Source organism: Streptomyces sp. NPDC013455, from assembly GCF_040632975.1.
Lineage (GTDB): Bacteria > Actinomycetota > Actinomycetes > Streptomycetales > Streptomycetaceae > Streptomyces.
The window spans coordinates 90,448-106,369 of record NZ_JBEYCX010000008.1; the positions used below are offsets into that span (position 1 = coordinate 90,448).

The 15,922-nt window shown below is 74.3% G+C and carries 10 protein-coding genes; 9 read left to right on the forward strand and 1 reads right to left on the reverse strand.

What is annotated here, in order from left to right; translation table 11 throughout:
* The first annotated feature begins 16 nt into the window (after positions 1-16).
* From ABZ576_RS15350 to ABZ576_RS15360, 3 genes are all read left to right on the forward strand, one after another.
* Positions 17-2,392 carry a UvrD-helicase domain-containing protein gene (locus tag ABZ576_RS15350; protein WP_360740241.1) on the forward strand — a complete coding sequence of 792 codons (2,376 nt, stop codon included), beginning with the start codon at positions 17-19 and terminating at the stop codon, positions 2,390-2,392.
* Positions 2,393-2,780: 388 nt separating this feature from the next.
* Entirely contained in the window at positions 2,781-4,196 is a 1,416-nt protein-coding gene (locus ABZ576_RS15355) for an NAD-dependent malic enzyme (RefSeq protein ID WP_360740244.1), read from the forward strand.
* Between the two features lie 323 nt (positions 4,197-4,519).
* Positions 4,520-4,801, forward strand: a complete 282-nt coding sequence (locus tag ABZ576_RS15360; RefSeq protein ID WP_014673024.1) for an HU family DNA-binding protein — start codon at positions 4,520-4,522, stop codon at positions 4,799-4,801.
* 190 nt (positions 4,802-4,991) lie between these two features.
* Here the strand turns inward: ABZ576_RS15360 and murA are convergent, their stop codons facing one another.
* Positions 4,992-6,332 carry a UDP-N-acetylglucosamine 1-carboxyvinyltransferase gene (murA, locus tag ABZ576_RS15365; protein WP_360740247.1) on the reverse strand — a complete coding sequence of 447 codons (1,341 nt, stop codon included), beginning with the start codon at positions 6,330-6,332 and terminating at the stop codon, positions 4,992-4,994.
* 278 nt (positions 6,333-6,610) lie between these two features.
* Between murA and ABZ576_RS15370 the strand changes: the two genes are divergently transcribed.
* From ABZ576_RS15370 to ABZ576_RS15395, 6 genes are all read left to right on the forward strand, one after another.
* Positions 6,611-7,183 carry a YqgE/AlgH family protein gene (locus ABZ576_RS15370; protein WP_360740250.1) on the forward strand — a complete coding sequence of 191 codons (573 nt, stop codon included), beginning with the start codon at positions 6,611-6,613 and terminating at the stop codon, positions 7,181-7,183.
* Positions 7,184-7,212: 29 nt separating this feature from the next.
* A complete protein-coding gene (locus ABZ576_RS15375) occupies positions 7,213-7,497 on the forward strand; it encodes a DUF3039 domain-containing protein (RefSeq protein ID WP_030610517.1) in 285 nt (94 codons plus the stop codon).
* 340 nt (positions 7,498-7,837) lie between these two features.
* Positions 7,838-9,424 (forward strand): beta-N-acetylhexosaminidase, encoded by a 1,587-nt coding sequence (locus ABZ576_RS15380; RefSeq protein ID WP_360740252.1) that lies wholly within the window; start codon positions 7,838-7,840, stop codon positions 9,422-9,424.
* A 322-nt stretch (positions 9,425-9,746) separates the two neighbouring features.
* Complete coding sequence (locus ABZ576_RS15385; protein ID WP_360740255.1) at positions 9,747-10,640, forward strand: FAD binding domain-containing protein; 894 nt, start codon at positions 9,747-9,749, stop codon at positions 10,638-10,640.
* On the forward strand, positions 10,637-13,543 hold the full coding sequence (locus ABZ576_RS15390; protein WP_360740258.1) for a 2Fe-2S iron-sulfur cluster-binding protein: 2,907 nt from the start codon (positions 10,637-10,639) through the stop codon (positions 13,541-13,543). The genes ABZ576_RS15385 and ABZ576_RS15390 overlap by 4 nt, the downstream gene beginning before the upstream one ends.
* Positions 13,540-15,849, forward strand: coding sequence for a molybdopterin cofactor-binding domain-containing protein (locus ABZ576_RS15395; RefSeq protein WP_360740261.1), 2,310 nt, complete (start codon positions 13,540-13,542; stop codon positions 15,847-15,849). The genes ABZ576_RS15390 and ABZ576_RS15395 overlap by 4 nt, the downstream gene beginning before the upstream one ends.
* Positions 15,850-15,922 lie beyond the last annotated feature (73 nt).

Sequence of the window (15,922 nt, forward strand, 5' to 3'; positions counted from 1 at the left end):
GTCAGAAGGGGGCCAGGTGGCCGCTCAGGTTCAGCAGTCCGCGGTCGGCTCGGTACACGACGCACACGATTCCGTCCGTGACCGGGAGATCAGCGTCGAGCAGGAACACCTGGACCGGGTGTACCGGCGGCTGGAGGAGAAGATCCACGAAGCCGAGTTCCTGATGCACGACGCGGCCAAGCGCGGCCAGGTCGGCACCCCGGGCGCGCTCGCCGAGCGGGACGCCCAGGTCTTCCGGGCCGGTGTCCACCTGAACCGGTTGAACAACGAGTTCGAGGACTTCCTCTTCGGACGGATCGACCTGCTCCTCGGCAAGGACGGCAAGAAGGGGCCCGACGGTGCCTACACCGCGGTCGAGCCCGCGGAGGAGGCCGTCCGGCCGGACGGCACCGCCGACATCGCCGAGACCCTGCACATCGGGCGCATCGGCGTGCTGGACGCGGACTACTCCCCGCTGGTCATCGACTGGCGCGCACCCGCCGCGGCGCCCTTCTACCGGGCCACGCCCGTGGAGCCCGGCCGGGTGGTGCGGCGCCGGGTCATCCGGTCCAAGGGCCGCCGGGTGCTCGGTGTCGAGGACGACCTGATGCGGCCCGAGCTGACCGCCTTCCTCGACGGCCGCGCACTGCCCGTCATCGGCGACGGCGCCCTGATGGCCGCCCTCGGCCAGGCCCGCGGCCACACCATGCGGGACATCGTCTCCTCCATCCAGGCCGAGCAGGACCTGGTCATCCGGGCCCCCGCCGCCTCCATCACCTACGTGGAGGGCGGCCCCGGCACCGGCAAGACCGCGGTCGCCCTGCACCGCGCCGCCTACCTGCTCTACCAGGACCGCAGGCGCTACGCGGGCGGCATCCTGATCGTCTCGCCGACCCCGCTGCTCGTCGCCTACACCGAGGGCGTGCTGCCCTCGCTCGGCGAGGAGGGCCAGGTCGCGATCCGCGCGATCGGCTCCCTGGTCGACGGCGCGGAGGCCACCCTGTACGACTCCCCGTCCGTGGCCCGCGCCAAGGGCTCCCACCGCATGCTGAAGGTGCTGCGCAAGGCCGCCCGGGGCGCGCTGGAGCTGGGCCCCGCGCACACCGGCGCGGCGGACCCGGACGGCGGGCCGCGGCCCGACGGGACCCCGTCCCGCCTCCGCGTCGTCGCCTTCGGGCGCCGGCTCGAACTGGAGGCCGACGAGCTGGAACGTATCCGCCGCACCGCGCTCGGCGGCACCGCGCCCGTCAACCTGCTGCGCCCGCGCGCCCGCAGGCTGCTGCTGGACGCCCTGTGGGCCAAGTCCGGCTCGGCCGCCCGGCACACCGATCCGGAGCTGGCCGCGGAGCTGCGCTCGTCCTTCGACGAGGACGTCACCGGCGAGGACTCCTTCGTCGCGTTCCTCGACGCCTGGTGGCCCGAGCTGACGCCGCGGGCGGTGCTCGCCGCGATGGCCGACGAGCGGCGGCTCGGCCGATGGGCCCGGCGGATCCTGAACCCCGGCGAGGTCCGCAAGGTCGCCCGCTCGCTCAGACGCGACGGCCTCTCCGTGCACGACATCGCCATGCTGGACGAGCTGCACGCCATCCTCGGCGCGCCCGCCCGGCCGCGCAGGAAGCGCGAGCTCGACCCGCTGGACCAGCTCACCGGCCTGGAGGAGCTGATGCCGGTGCGCGAGGAGTCCCAGCGCGAGCGGGCCGAGCGCCTCGCGCAGGAGCGCACGGAGTACGCCCACGTCATCGTGGACGAGGCGCAGGACCTCACGCCGATGCAGTGGCGCATGGTCGGCCGCCGCGGACGGCACGCCACCTGGACGGTCGTCGGCGATCCGGCGCAGTCCTCCTGGTCCGATCCGGACGAGGCGGCAGAGGCCCGCGACGAGGCCCTCGGCACCCGCCCCCGGCGCCGCTTCACGCTCACGGTCAACTACCGCAACCCGGCCGAGATCGCCGAGCTGGCCGCGAAGGTGCTGGCGCTCGCCATGCCCGGCGCCGAGGCGCCCTCCGCCGTACGGTCCACCGGGGTCGAGCCGCGTTTCGTGCGGGCGGACGTCGCGGACGGCACCGGCGCGGACCGGTCGCCGGCGGCGACCGTGCGCGCGGAGGCCGAGCGGCTGCTCGGGCTGGTGGACGGCACGGTCGGCGTGGTCGTCGCGATGAACCGGCGCGAGGAGGCCCGGCGCTGGCTGGCCGGGCTGGGCGACCGGGTGGTGGCCCTCGGCAGTCTGGAGGCCAAGGGCCTGGAGTACGACGCGACGGTCGTGGTCTCGCCCGCCGAGATCGCCGACGAGTCCCCGGCCGGCCTGCGCGTGCTGTACGTGGCGCTGACCCGGGCCACCCAGCAGCTGACGGTGGTGTCGGGGGAGCGGGACGAGCCGGACGCGGACGGGATTCCGGACCTGCTGCGGGATTAGCACCCAGCGAAGTCCCGGTTCGGGAATGGGCTCACCGGATCCGTTTGTTAGCCTGGACGTGGCACCGGCCCGATCCAAGCCCCCGGGCCCAACCTTCGTCCCTGCGAGGGACCACTTGCCGCGAGGCGAGCATGGCGGGTCGGTGTCATGAACGTGTGGGAGGCCCACGTCACGATGTGACGTGGGCCTCCCTCTTTGTTCCGCCGGCCTCTTTCGCCGACTGATCGTTTCTCGTATGGTGGAAGTGGTTTTCCGAAATGCTGCGTCCATCGAAGCGCCCGGCGTGAACAAAACGTCCGCAACCCAGGGCGACTACCGCGTACTGAGCGGTAGGTGCGACGATCGGACGGCACAACTCGCGACACGGTGAAAGCAGAGGAAGTCGGCCATGGCAACGGCGCCCAGCGTCTCCTACTCGATGACGATCCGGCTGGAGGTGCCCGCGAGCGGAACCGCCGTCTCGCAGCTCACCACCGCCGTGGAGTCCTCCGGAGGCTCGGTGACCGGCCTCGACGTCACCGCGTCCGGCCACGAGAAGCTCCGTATCGACGTCACCATCGCGGCCACCTCCACGGCCCACGCCGAGGAGATCGTCGAGAAGCTGCGCGGCATCGAGGGCGTCACGCTCGGCAAGGTCTCCGACCGTACGTTCCTCATGCACCTCGGCGGCAAGATCGAGATGGCGTCGAAGCACCCCATCCGCAACCGTGACGACCTCTCCATGGTCTACACGCCCGGTGTGGCCCGCGTCTGCATGGCCATCGCCGAGAACCCCGAGGACGCCCGCCGCCTCACCATCAAGCGCAACTCCGTTGCGGTCGTGACGGACGGCTCCGCCGTGCTCGGCCTCGGCAACATCGGCCCCAAGGCCGCGCTGCCCGTCATGGAGGGCAAGGCGGCCCTCTTCAAGCGCTTCGCCGGCATCGACGCCTGGCCGATCTGCCTGGACACCCAGGACACCGACGCGATCGTGGAGATCGTCAAGGCGATCGCCCCCGGCTTCGCCGGCATCAACCTGGAGGACATCTCCGCGCCGCGCTGCTTCGAGATCGAGGCCCGGCTGCGCGAGGCCCTGGACATCCCCGTCTTCCACGACGACCAGCACGGCACCGCCATCGTCGTCCTCGCCGCCCTGACCAACGCCCTGCGCGTGGCGGACAAGGCGATCGAGAACATCCGGGTCGTCATGTCCGGCGCCGGCGCGGCCGGTACGGCCATCCTCAAGCTGCTGCTGGCGGCCGGCGTGAAGAACGCCGTCGTCGCCGACATCCACGGTGTGGTCCACGCCGGCCGCGCGGACCTGGTCGACGCCCCGGCCGACTCGCCGCTGCGCTGGATCGCCGACAACACCAACCCCGAGGGCCTGACCGGCACCCTGAAGGAGGCCGTGCGCGGCGCCGACGTCTTCATCGGCGTCTCCGCCCCGAACGTCCTGGACGGGGACGACGTGGCCGCCATGGCCGAGGGAGCCATCGTGTTCGCGCTCGCGAACCCGGACCCCGAGGTCGACCCGGCGATCGCCCGGCAGACGGCGGCCGTCGTGGCCACCGGCCGCTCCGACTTCCCGAACCAGATCAACAACGTGCTGGTCTTCCCGGGTGTCTTCCGCGGCCTGCTGGACGCCCAGTCGCGTACGGTGAACACCGAGATGATGCTCGCCGCCGCGAAGGCCCTCGCCGACGTGGTGACCGAGGACGAGCTGAACCCGAACTACATCGTCCCGAGCGTCTTCAACGACAAGGTTGCGGGCGCCGTGGCCGGGGCGGTCCGCGAGGCCGCCAAGGCGGCCGGCGCGACGGCCTAGCCACGGCGTGGCGTACGGTGCGGGGCTGTGAGGATCACCACGGCGGCCCCGCGTACCGGCGCGTCGTGGAACCACCCGGTGCCGGGCGCGCTCTAGGGTGACGGCCGAGCGGGCGCTTTTCGTGTGACTCCCCAGGGTGTTCTCACGACTCCTACGGGTGCCGGATTGGCTTTCCCGCCGCAGGTAGGGGCAGGATGCTCCCCCAGGGACTACGTCCCAAGGGGGCACCCCCAAGGGCGCGAGCGCATCGGCATCGCAGTGCCTCTAATGCGGCCCCGCCGCGTGGCACACCCCAACGGCAAGAAATACACGGGAGTAACAACATGAACCGCAGTGAGCTGGTGGCCGCGCTGGCCGACCGCGCCGAGGTGACCCGCAAGGACGCCGACGCCGTGCTGGCCGCGTTCGCCGAGACCGTCGGCGAGATCGTCGCCAAGGGCGACGAGAAGGTCACCATCCCCGGCTTCCTGACCTTCGAGCGCACCCACCGTGCCGCTCGCACCGCGCGCAACCCGCAGACCGGCGAGCCCATCAACATCCCGGCCGGTTTCAGCGTGAAGGTCACCGCGGGCAGCAAGCTCAAGGAAGCCGCCAAGGGCAAGTAAGCCCGGGCGCTCCGCTCGGAGCGCCGGCCCGCCGAGGCGCCGTCCGCCGGAGCGCCGTGGGTGACTGCGGGTCCGCCGTGGCCGGTCGCGCAGTTCCCCGCGCCCCTTCGGGGCGCCTTGGCCGAGGACATCGAAAAGGGCGGCCCCCCGCCGAGGGGGGCCGCCCTTTCGTGTTCCCGGACCCGGACCGCTAGCCGAGCGCCTTGCCCGGCAGTTCGACCTTCGCGCCGAGCTCCACGAGCTTCTCCATGAAGTTCTCGTAGCCGCGGTTGATCAGGTCGATGCCGTGCACCCGGGAGGTGCCCTCGGCGGCCAGCGCCGCGATGAGGTACGAGAAGCCGCCGCGCAGGTCGGGGATGACCAGGTCGGCGCCCTGGAGCCTGGTCGGGCCCGAGACGACCGCGGAGTGCAGGAAGTTGCGCGCGCCGAAGCGGCAGGCGGAGCCGCCCAGGCACTCGCGGTAGAGCTGGATGTGCGCGCCCATCTGGTTCAGCGCGGAGGTGAAGCCGAGCCGGGACTCGTACACCGTCTCGTGGATGATGGACAGGCCCGTGGCCTGCGTCAGGGCCACGACCAGCGGCTGCTGCCAGTCCGTCTGGAAACCGGGGTGCACGTCCGTCTCCAGGGCGATGGACTTCAACTGCCCGCCCGGGTGCCAGAACCGGATGCCCTCGTCGTCGATCTCGAAGGCGCCGCCCACCTTGCGGTAGGTGTTGAGGAACGTCATCATCGAGCGCTGCTGGGCGCCGCGGACGTAGATGTTGCCGTTGGTCGCCAGTGCCGCGGAGGCCCAGGACGCGGCCTCCAGGCGGTCCGGCAGGGCGCGGTGGGCGTACCCGTCGAGCTTGTCCACACCGGTGATGCGGATCGTCCGGTCGGTGTCCATCGCGATGATCGCGCCCATCTTCTGCAGCACGCAGATAAGGTCCTCGATCTCCGGCTCGACGGCCGCGTTGGACAACTCCGTGACGCCCTCGGCCAGTACGGCCGTCAGCAGCACCTGCTCGGTGGCGCCGACGGACGGGTACGGCAGCCGGATCTTCGTGCCGCGCAGCCGCTGCGGAGCCTCCAGGTACTGCCCGTCCGCACGCTTCTCGATGGTCGCGCCGAACTGCCGCAGCACGTCGAAGTGGAAGTCGATGGGCCGGCCGCCGATGTCGCAGCCGCCGAGGCCGGGGATGAACGCGTGGCCCAGGCGGTGCAGGAGCGGGCCGCAGAAGAGGATCGGGATGCGGCTGGAACCCGCGTGGGCGTCGATGTCGGCCACGTTGGCGCTCTCGACGTGCGTCGGGTCCATCACCAGTTCGCCGGGCTCCTCGCCCGGACGGACCGTCACCCCGTGCAGCTGGAGCAGGCCGCGGACGACCCGCACGTCACGGATGTCCGGAACGTTGCGCAGTCGGCTGGGCCCGCTGCCCAGCAGGGCGGCGACCATGGCCTTCGGTACGAGGTTCTTCGCACCGCGGACACGGATCTCGCCCTCCAGCGGGGTTCCGCCGTGGACAAGCAGGACATCGTCGTTGACGGTCATGAATCTCGCGTTCCGATGAGTGGGTCAGGGGCCGGCCGATCACTGTGCGCGGGGGCCGGGAAGACAGCGTAATCGCCGAGCACCCCCCGTCCGTAAGCGCGAGGACGACTCAGCCACGTCATAGCCGTGTCACAACACGAACCGTTCCCCGCCGGGCACATCGGGTCACCGGCGCAGGGGTGTGCGCCCGGCCCGCTCCGGTACGCCCTGAGCTGCGTTCACTCCCGCGCCCCCGATTGGGTCCCCACACCGGGGGAAGATGCGGGATCATGTCTGGCATGACCGAGGTGTCCTCGCTCACAGGGCGGCTGCTCGTGGCCACCCCCGCCCTGGCGGACCCGAACTTCGACCGTGCGGTGGTGCTCCTTCTCGACCACGACGAGGAGGGCTCCCTCGGTGTCGTCCTCAACCGTCCGACCCCGGTGGTCGTCGGCGACATCCTGGAGGACTGGGCCGAGCTGGCCGGCGAGCCCGGCGTCGTCTTCCAGGGCGGGCCCGTCTCGCTGGACTCGGCGCTCGGTGTCGCCGTCATCCCCGGCGGCGCGAGCGGTGACGGCGCGCCGCTCGGCTGGCGGCGGGTGCACGGCGCGATCGGGCTGGTCGACCTGGAGGCCCCGCCGGAACTGCTCGCCTCCGCCGTCGGGTCCCTGAGAATCTTCGCCGGGTACGCCGGCTGGGGCCCGGGGCAGCTGGAGGACGAGCTGGTGGAGGGCGCCTGGTACGTCGTCGAGTCCGAGCCGGGGGACGTCTCCTCGCCGGCGCCGGAGAGACTCTGGCGCGAGGTGCTGCGCCGCCAGCGCAACGAGCTGGCGATGGTGGCCACGTATCCCGACGACCCGTCGCTCAACTGATGCGTGTGAGCTTCAGTACCCTTGCTGATATGAGCACTCTCGAGCCCGAGCGCGGGACTGGTACGGGGACCCTCGTAGAGCCGACGCCGCAGGTGTCCCACGGCGACGGCGACCACGAGCGCTTCGCCCACTACGTCCAGAAGGACAAGATCATGGCGAGCGCCCTCGACGGCACGCCCGTCGTGGCGCTGTGCGGCAAGGTGTGGGTGCCGGGCCGCGACCCGAAGAAGTACCCCGTGTGTCCCATGTGCAAGGAGATCTACGAGTCCATGGGCAGCGGCGGCGACGACAAGGGCAAGGGCGGCGACAAGTAGGTTCCCGGCCTGCCCGGCGGCCGTGAGATCCCCGGGGCGCGCGTCCTGCGCGCCCCGGGGATCTCTGTTTTTCCGGCCGCAACTGGTCCAGACCTCTTGTGGCGGTCCGGCGCAGTCCCTAGCCTTCGAGGTATCGTGCGTGCGCTGCGCGTGGAGCAAAGGGCGTTGCGTCCTGTGCAACGCCCGTCCGGGGTGAGGGGCTGATGTCGTGGAACTGATTCCGGCGCCACGCGCCGTCCAGGTACCGGCGGTACCGGCGGGAGCGACAGGACCGGCGGGAGCGACAGGACCGGCGGGAGCGACAGGCCCGGCGGGACCGGCGGGCCCGGCAGGGGCCACCGTGCCGCTGGGGCAGGACACCACGCTGTGGGCCGGTCCGGGCACCGAACGCACCGAGCGCTGGCTGCGCGCCACGCTCGGCGCGGCCCTGGGCCTGCCGCTGCGGCCCGGGCCGCCGGACGCCCACGACGCGGTGCGGCTGCTCCTGGACGACACGCTGGGCCCGGAGGCGTACCGGCTCGCCGCCGTCGCCGGCCGGGGCGTGGAGCTGCGCGGCGGCGGGCCCGCCGGCCTGTTCTGGGGTGCGCAGACCCTGCGTCAGCTGCTCGGCCCCGACGCCTTCCGGCGCGCCCCCGTACGGCCGGACGCCGCCGTCGGCGTCCCCTGCGCAGTCGTCGAGGACGCCCCCCGCTTCCGCTGGCGCGGTCTCCTCCTCGACGTGGCCCGGCACTTCATGCCCAAGGACGGCGTGCTGCGCTACCTGGAACTGATGGCCGCGCACAAACTCAACGTCCTGCACCTGCACCTGACGGACGACCAGGGCTGGCGGATCGAGATCAAGCGGTACCCGAAACTGGCCGAGATCGCCTCCTGGCGCCCGCGGACGAAATTCGGCCACCGTGCCTCACCGCTGTGGGACGAGAAACCGCACGGCGGTCACTACACCCACGACGACATCCGGGAGATCGTCGCCTACGCCGCCGAGCGGCACATCAGCGTCGTCCCGGAGATCGACGTACCGGGCCACTCGCAGGCCGCCATCGCCGCCTACCCGGAACTCGGCAACGCCGACGTCGTCGACACCGCCGCCCTCCCCGTCTGGGACACCTGGGGCATCTCCGCCAACGTACTGGCTCCCACCGACACCACCCTGCGCTTCTACGAGGGCGTCTTCGAGGAGGTCCTGGAGCTCTTCCCCGCGGACGCCGCGGAGTTCTCGCACTTCGTCCACGTCGGCGGCGACGAGTGCCGCAAGGAGCAGTGGTCCGGGTCGGTGACCGCCAAGAACCGCATGGCGGACCTCGGCCTGGCCGACGAGGATCAGCTGCAGGCGTGGTTCATCGGCCATTTCGACGCCTGGCTCGCCGCGCGCGGGCGCCGCCTCATCGGCTGGGACGAGATCCTGGAGGGCGGACTCGCGCCGGGCGCCGCCGTCTCCTCCTGGCGCGGCTACGCGGGCGGTGTCGCCGCCGCGCGGGCCGGCCACGACGTGGTCATGTGCCCGGAGCAGTACGTGTACCTGGACCACCGTCAGGCCCCGGGCGAGGACGAGCCGGTGCCGATCGGCTACGTGCGCACCCTGGAGGACGTCTACCGCTTCGAGCCCGTGCCGGACGGGCTGAGCGACGCCGAGGCCCGGCACGTGCTGGGCACCCAGGCCAACGTGTGGACCGAGGTGCTGGAGGACGCCGCGCGCGTGGACTACCAGGCCTTCCCCCGGCTCGCGGCCTTCGCGGAGGTCGCCTGGAGCGCGCTGCCCGCCCCGGCGGAACGGGACTTCGCCGGCTTCGAACGCCGGATGACCGCCCACTACCGGCGGCTCGACGCCCTCGGTGTCGCCTACCGGCCGCCCGCCGGACCCCGTCCCTGGCAGCGCCGCCCCGGCGTGCCCGGCCGCCCGATCGACGGGCCGCCGCCGGTCCGCTGAGCGGCGCCCGCCTGCCGCTGACCGCCGCCGGCCGCTGACCGGCGCCCGCCGCCGGCCGGTCACCGGCGAGCGGCCCTCCCGAACCCTCGAACAGGTAACGGGAAAACCCCGGCAGTATCACCGAAGAGTGGCAATCGGCACGCACCGGTGATGCCGTGTGAAAACGGACCATCTCCCCGGTGAGGTGGGCGAATGTCTCCTAGCGGACCCCCGCGTTCGGGCGTTGCGAAGATGTGCCAGAGTTGCGTCGTCCGCCCTGTCAGCACGTACCGTACGGCAGCACAGGCGGGACCAGGTGGGGCAGCGGGAAGGGGCAGCCGGTTTGACCACGCACGCACCGCAGGCGGCGCAGGCCGTCACGCTGCCCACGACGCTGGACGAGGCCGTGGCGGCCCTCACCGCCGTGCCCGCCGCCGTCCCCGTGGCGGGCGGCACCGACCTCATGGCCGCCGTCAACTCCGGCCAGCTCAGGCCCGCCGCGCTGGTGGGCCTCGGCCGGATCAGCGAGATCCGCGGCTGGCAGTACCAGGACGGCCACGCGCTGCTCGGCGCGGGCCTCACGCACGCGCGCATGGGCCGCCCCGACTTCGCGGCACTGATCCCGGCGCTCGCCGCCGCCGCGCGCGCCGCCGGCCCGCCGCACATCCGCAACGCGGGCACCCTGGGCGGCAACATCGCCTCGGCCGCCCCCACCGGGGACGCGCTGCCGGTGCTGGCCGCCCTGGAGGCGACGCTGATCATCGCGGGCGCGGGCGGAGCCCGCCGGGAGATCCCGGTGTCGCACCTGCTGGCCGGCATGGAGATGCTGCGCGGCGGCGAGCTCATCGGCTACGTGCGCGTACCGCTGCTGCACGCCCCGCAGGTCTTCCTCAAGGCGACCGGACGCACCGGCCCGGGCCGCGCGCTGGCCTCCGTGGCCCTGGTCCTCGACCCCGCCCGGCGGGGTGTGCGCTGCGCCGTCGGGGCCATCGCGCCGATGCCGCTCAGGCCCCTGGAGGCCGAGGAGTGGGTCGCCCGGCTCATCGACTGGGACAACGACCGCGCGCTCGTCCCGGAGGCCCTGCACGCCTTCGGGGAGTACGTCGCCGCGGCCTGCATCCCCGACCCGGCCCCCGAGTCCGACGGCTCGGTGACCCCGCTTCCGCCCGCCGTACTGCACCTGCGGCGAACCGTCGCCGCACTGGCCCGACGAGCACTGGGGAGGGCGCTGTCGTGACCGACGACCAGCACGGAGAGGGCACGCCCCAGGGCGGCGGACGCTGGAACCCGCTGCCCCAGGGCGACTACGACGACGGCGCCACCGCCTTCGTCAAGCTCCCCGAGGGCGGCATCGACGCCCTGCTGTCCGGCGACAGCCCGCTGGCCGCGCCCGGACACGGCTACGTGCCGCCGCAGATCACGGCCGCGCACACCGAAGGCGCCCAGGACACCTGGCCCGCGCCCGGCGGCGGTGCCCAGTGGCCCGACCCCGGCGCCGCGCCGGCCCAGCCGGGGGCCGCGGACGACCGGTTCACGTACCAGCCCGGTGCCACCCAGCACTGGACCTTCGAGGAGCCCGCGGCCCCGGCCGCCCCGGGACACGACGTCACCGGGCAGTGGTCCATCCCCGTCGCCGGCGGCGACCTCCCGGACGAGTCCGGCGAGTACACCACGTCCTCGCTGGTCGAGCAGTGGGGCGGCACCCCGCCGGCCACCCTGCCCGGCGGCGCCCCGGCACCCTGGGCGACGGACGGCGCGGGCCGCTCCTGGGGCGCCCCGGCCGACCCGCGGCCCGCCACCGACCCCACCGACCCCGTCGGCCACCCGCCCCTGCCGGACCACACCGGCGCCCACCCGGCGGGCGGCACCGAGCCACCGACGCCCCACGCGGGCGGCGCGTACGCACCGGGGAACGGCTACGCGCCCGAGGACGGGTACGCGCCCGAGGACGGCTACGCGCCCGAGGACGGGTACCGGCCGGAGGACGGTCATGCGCCTGGAGACGGGTACGCGGCCGAGGACGGGTACCGGCCGGGAGACGGCCATGCACCGGAGGACGGCCACGCACCGGAGGACGGCCACGGGCCGGGGGACGGCCACGCGGCGGAGGACGGGTACGGGCCGGCGGACGGCTACGCGCCGCAGGACGGCTACCTTCCGGCGGACGGCCACGGCCACGGCCCCGAGGGCGGGTACGCGCACGGTCCCGCCGGCCACGACGCGGACGACGGCACCGGGGAGGCCGGAAGGCAGCCGGAGGCGGGGCCCGCGGACGCGGAGCACACCGGGGCCGGGCCCCTCGAGGCCGGTCACGGGCACGCGGGCGCCGAGGGCGGTCACGCTGCGGACGGGCACGCCGATGCCGGGCCGGTGGACGGTTCTCACGCCGGTGCCGCGCACGCCGGTGCCGGCCACCCGGACGGCGCTCACGGCGACTTCGGACAGGCCGGACCCGGACAGGCCCGACCCGGACAGGCCCGACCCGGACAGGCCCGACCCGGACAGGCCGGACCCGGACAGGCCGGACCCGGACAGGCCGGACCCGGTTCCGCCGAGCACGCCGGGCGCCCCGACGACACGCCCGGGGACGTCCGCACGCCCGGGGACGTCGTCGCACAGGCCGGTGCCGCCGAGCCGCTCCCGGCCGGGCAGCGGCACGCCCAGCCCGGACCGGCGCCCGAGGCGGCGGCCCACGACCTCGCGCAGGCCCCGGCACGCCCCGCAGACGGCCCCGCGCGCCACGACGGGCCGGCGGACGCGGCCACCGTCCCCGAGCCCGCCACGACGCATCCCACCGCCGAGCCGGCGGCCCCCCACGGCCCGGTGGCGGCCGGCGACGCCGCGGACCAGGCCGGCCCGCCGGTGCCCGGCGCCACGGACACGCCCGCCCACGGCGTGACGGAACAGCCCGCCCCCATCCCGACCGACGTCGACCAGGCCGGCTCCCCGGCCGTTCCGGAGGCCGGGCGGTCCACCGACCCGGCGGCGCCGGAACACGCGCGCGTACCGGACGAGGCGGCCGTACCCGCCGGCGCCGGAGCGTCCGAGGGGGCCGTACCCGCCGGCGCCGGAGCGGCCGAGGGGGCCGTACCCGCCGGCGCCGGAGCGGCCGGCAGCCCGGAGGCCGCCGCCGACGGTGCCGCCGACGGTCGTGCCCTCGACGGTGCCGCCGATGGTGCCGCCGACGGTCGTGCCCTCGACGGTGCCGCCGATGGTGCCGCCGACGGTCGTGCCCTCGACGGTGCCGCCGCCGACGGGGAAGTCCTCGCCGGAGGTGCCGCCGACGACGGTGATGCCGCCGGGGACGCCGAGCAGCCGGCCGTGCCCCACTCCCCGCACGACGACCACCCCCTCGCCTCCTACGTCCTGCGCGTCAACGGCGCCGACCGCCCGGTCACCGACGCCTGGATCGGTGAGTCCCTGCTGTACGTGCTGCGCGAACGGCTCGGCCTGGCGGGTGCCAAGGACGGCTGCTCCCAGGGCGAGTGCGGGGCGTGCAACGTGCAGGTGGACGGCCGCCTGGTGGCCTCCTGCCTGGTCCCGGCGGTCACCGCGGCCGGCAGCGAGGTACGGACGGTCGAGGGGCTGGCCGCCGACGGACAGCCCTCCGACGTGCAGCGCGCCCTCGCCCGCTGCGGGGCCGTGCAGTGCGGTTTCTGCGTGCCGGGCATGGCGATGACCGTCCACGACCTGCTGGAGGGCAACCCGGCGCCGACCGAGCTGGAGACCCGCCAGGCGCTGTGCGGCAACCTGTGCCGCTGCTCCGGCTACCGGGGCGTCCTGGAAGCCGTCAAGGAAGTCGTCGCCGAACGGGAGGCGACCCAGGCCGGCGCCGGCACGGACCCGGACGAGACGCGCATCCCGCACCAGGCGGGCCCCGGCTCCGGCGGTGTCCACCCGTCGGCGTTCGAGGCGCCGGGCGCCTTCGACACCCCGCGGACCGCCCCGGACGGCTACGACGCCCACGGCGGCCCGTACGGCGACGCCCCCGCCCCGTACGGCGACGCCCCCGCCCCGTACGGCGACGCCCCCGCCCCGTACGGTGACCAGCCCGACTCCTACGGCGCGTCGCCCGACCCCTACGGCGCCCCGCCGGGACCGCAGGACCAGCACTACGGCCAGGACGGAGGCCAGGCGTGAGCAACGAAGCCGGCACCGCGACCACCGCCGCGGACCCCGCACCCGCGGCCGAGCCGTTGCCGCACGGCCTCGGCTCCTCCCTGCCGCACGCCGACGCCCGCGCCAAGACCGAGGGCACCTTCCCGTACGCGGCCGACCTGTGGGCCGAGGGCCTGCTCTGGGCGGCCGTGCTGCGCTCCCCGCACGCGCACGCGCGCATCGTGTCCATCGACACCACCCACGCGCGCGAGATGCCCGGCGTCCGCGCCGTCATCACCCACGAGGACGTGCCCGGGACCCCCCGCCACGGCCGGGGCACACCCGACCGGCCGGTGTTCGCCTCGGAGGTCGTACGGCACCACGGCGAGCCCATCGCCGCGGTCGCCGCCGACCACCCGGACACCGCGCGGATGGCCGCCGCCGCCGTCATCGTCGAGTACGAGGTGCTCGACCCGGTCACCGACCCGGAACAGTCCTTCGAGGCCGAGTCGCTGCACCCCGACGGCAACCTTATCCGGCACATCCCGCTGCACCACGGCGACCCGGAGGCGGTCGGCGAGGTCGTGGTCGAGGGGCTGTACCGCATAGGGCGCCAGGACCCGGCCCCGATCGGCGCCGAGGCCGGTCTCGCCGTGCCGCGTCCCGACGGCGGGGTGGAGCTCTACCTGGCCTCGACCGACCCGCACACCGACCGCAACACCGCCGCCGCCTGCTACGGACTGCCCCCCGATCGGGTGAAGATCGTCGTCACCGGGGTGCCCGGCGCCACGGCGGACCGCGAGGACCAGGGCTTCCAGCTGCCGCTCGGGCTGCTCGCGCTCAGGACCGGCTGCCCGGTGAAACTCACCGCCACGCGCGAGGAGTCCTTCCTCGGCCACGCCCACCGCCACCCGACCCTGCTGCGCTACCGCCACCACGCCGACGCCGAGGGCAGGCTGGTCAAGGTCGAGGCGCAGATCCTGCTGGACGCGGGCGCGTACGCCGACACCTCCGGCGACGCGCTGGCCGCCGCGGTCTCCTTCGCGTGCGGACCGTACGTCGTCCCGAACGCCTTCATCGAGGGCTGGGCCGTGCGCACCAACAACCCGCCCTCCGGCCATGTGCGCGGCGAGGGCGCCATGCAGGTGTGCGCCGCCTACGAGGCTCAGATGGACAAGCTGGCGAAGAAGCTGGGCCTGGACCCGGCCGAACTGCGCCTGCGCAACGTCCTGGCCACCGGTGACGTCCTGCCGATCGGCCAGACGGTCACCTGCCCGGCGCCGGTCGCCGAACTCCTCCAGGCGGTACGGGACTTCCCGCTGCCCGCGCTGCCCAAGGACACCCCCGAGGAGGAGTGGCTGCTGCCCGGCGGCCCCGAGGGCGCGGGCGAACCGGGCGCGGTGCGCCGGGGCGTCGGCTACGGCCTGGGCATGGTGCACATGCTCGGCGCGGAGGGCGCCGACGAGGTGTCCACGGCGACGGTCAAGGTCCACGACGGCATCGCCACCGTGCTGTGCGCGGCGGTGGAGACCGGGCAGGGCTTCACCACCCTGGCCCGGCAGATCGTCCAGGAGACCCTGGGGGTCGAGGAGGTCCACGTCGCCCCCGTCGACACCGACCAGCCGCCGGCCGGCGCGGGCTGCCGGGGGCGGCACACCTGGGTCTCCGGCGGCGCGGTGGAGCGGGCGGCCAAGATGGTCCGCGCGCAACTGCTCCAGCCGCTGGCGCACAAGTTCGGCATGTCCACCGAGCTGCTCCAGATCACCGACGGCAAGATCACCTCGTACGACGGTGTCCTCTCGACGACCGTCGCCGAGGCGATGGAGGGCAAGGAACTGTGGGCCACGGCCCAGTGCCGCCCGCACCCCACCGAGCCGCTGAACGCCGCCGGCCAGGGCGACGCCTTCGTGGGCCTCGCGTTCTGCGCGATCCGCGCGGTGGTGGACGTCGACGTCGAGCTGGGCTCGGTCCGGGTGGTGGAGCTCGCGGTCGCCCAGGACGTCGGCCGGATCCTCAACCCCGCCCAGCTGGCCGCCCGTATCGAGGCCGGCGTCACCCAGGGCGTGGGCATCGCCCTCACCGAGAACCTGCGCACCCCGCGCGGCCTGGTCCGCCACCCCGACCTGACCGGTTACGCCCTGCCGACCGCCCTGGACGCCCCCGACATCCGGATCGTCAAGCTGGTCGAGGAACGGGACGTGGTCGCCCCCTTCGGCGCCAAGTCGGTCAGCGCGGTCCCGGTGGTGACGGCCCCGGCGGCGGTCGCCTCCGCCGTCCGTGCCGCCACCGGCCGCCCGGTCAACCGCCTCCCGATCCGCCCGCAGGCGGCGGTGGTCACGGACCGGTGACCGCGCCCGGCACGGTCGCCCGCACGTGACGCAACGGGCCCGGCCCGCCGGACGTCCTCCCTCGTGAGGGCCG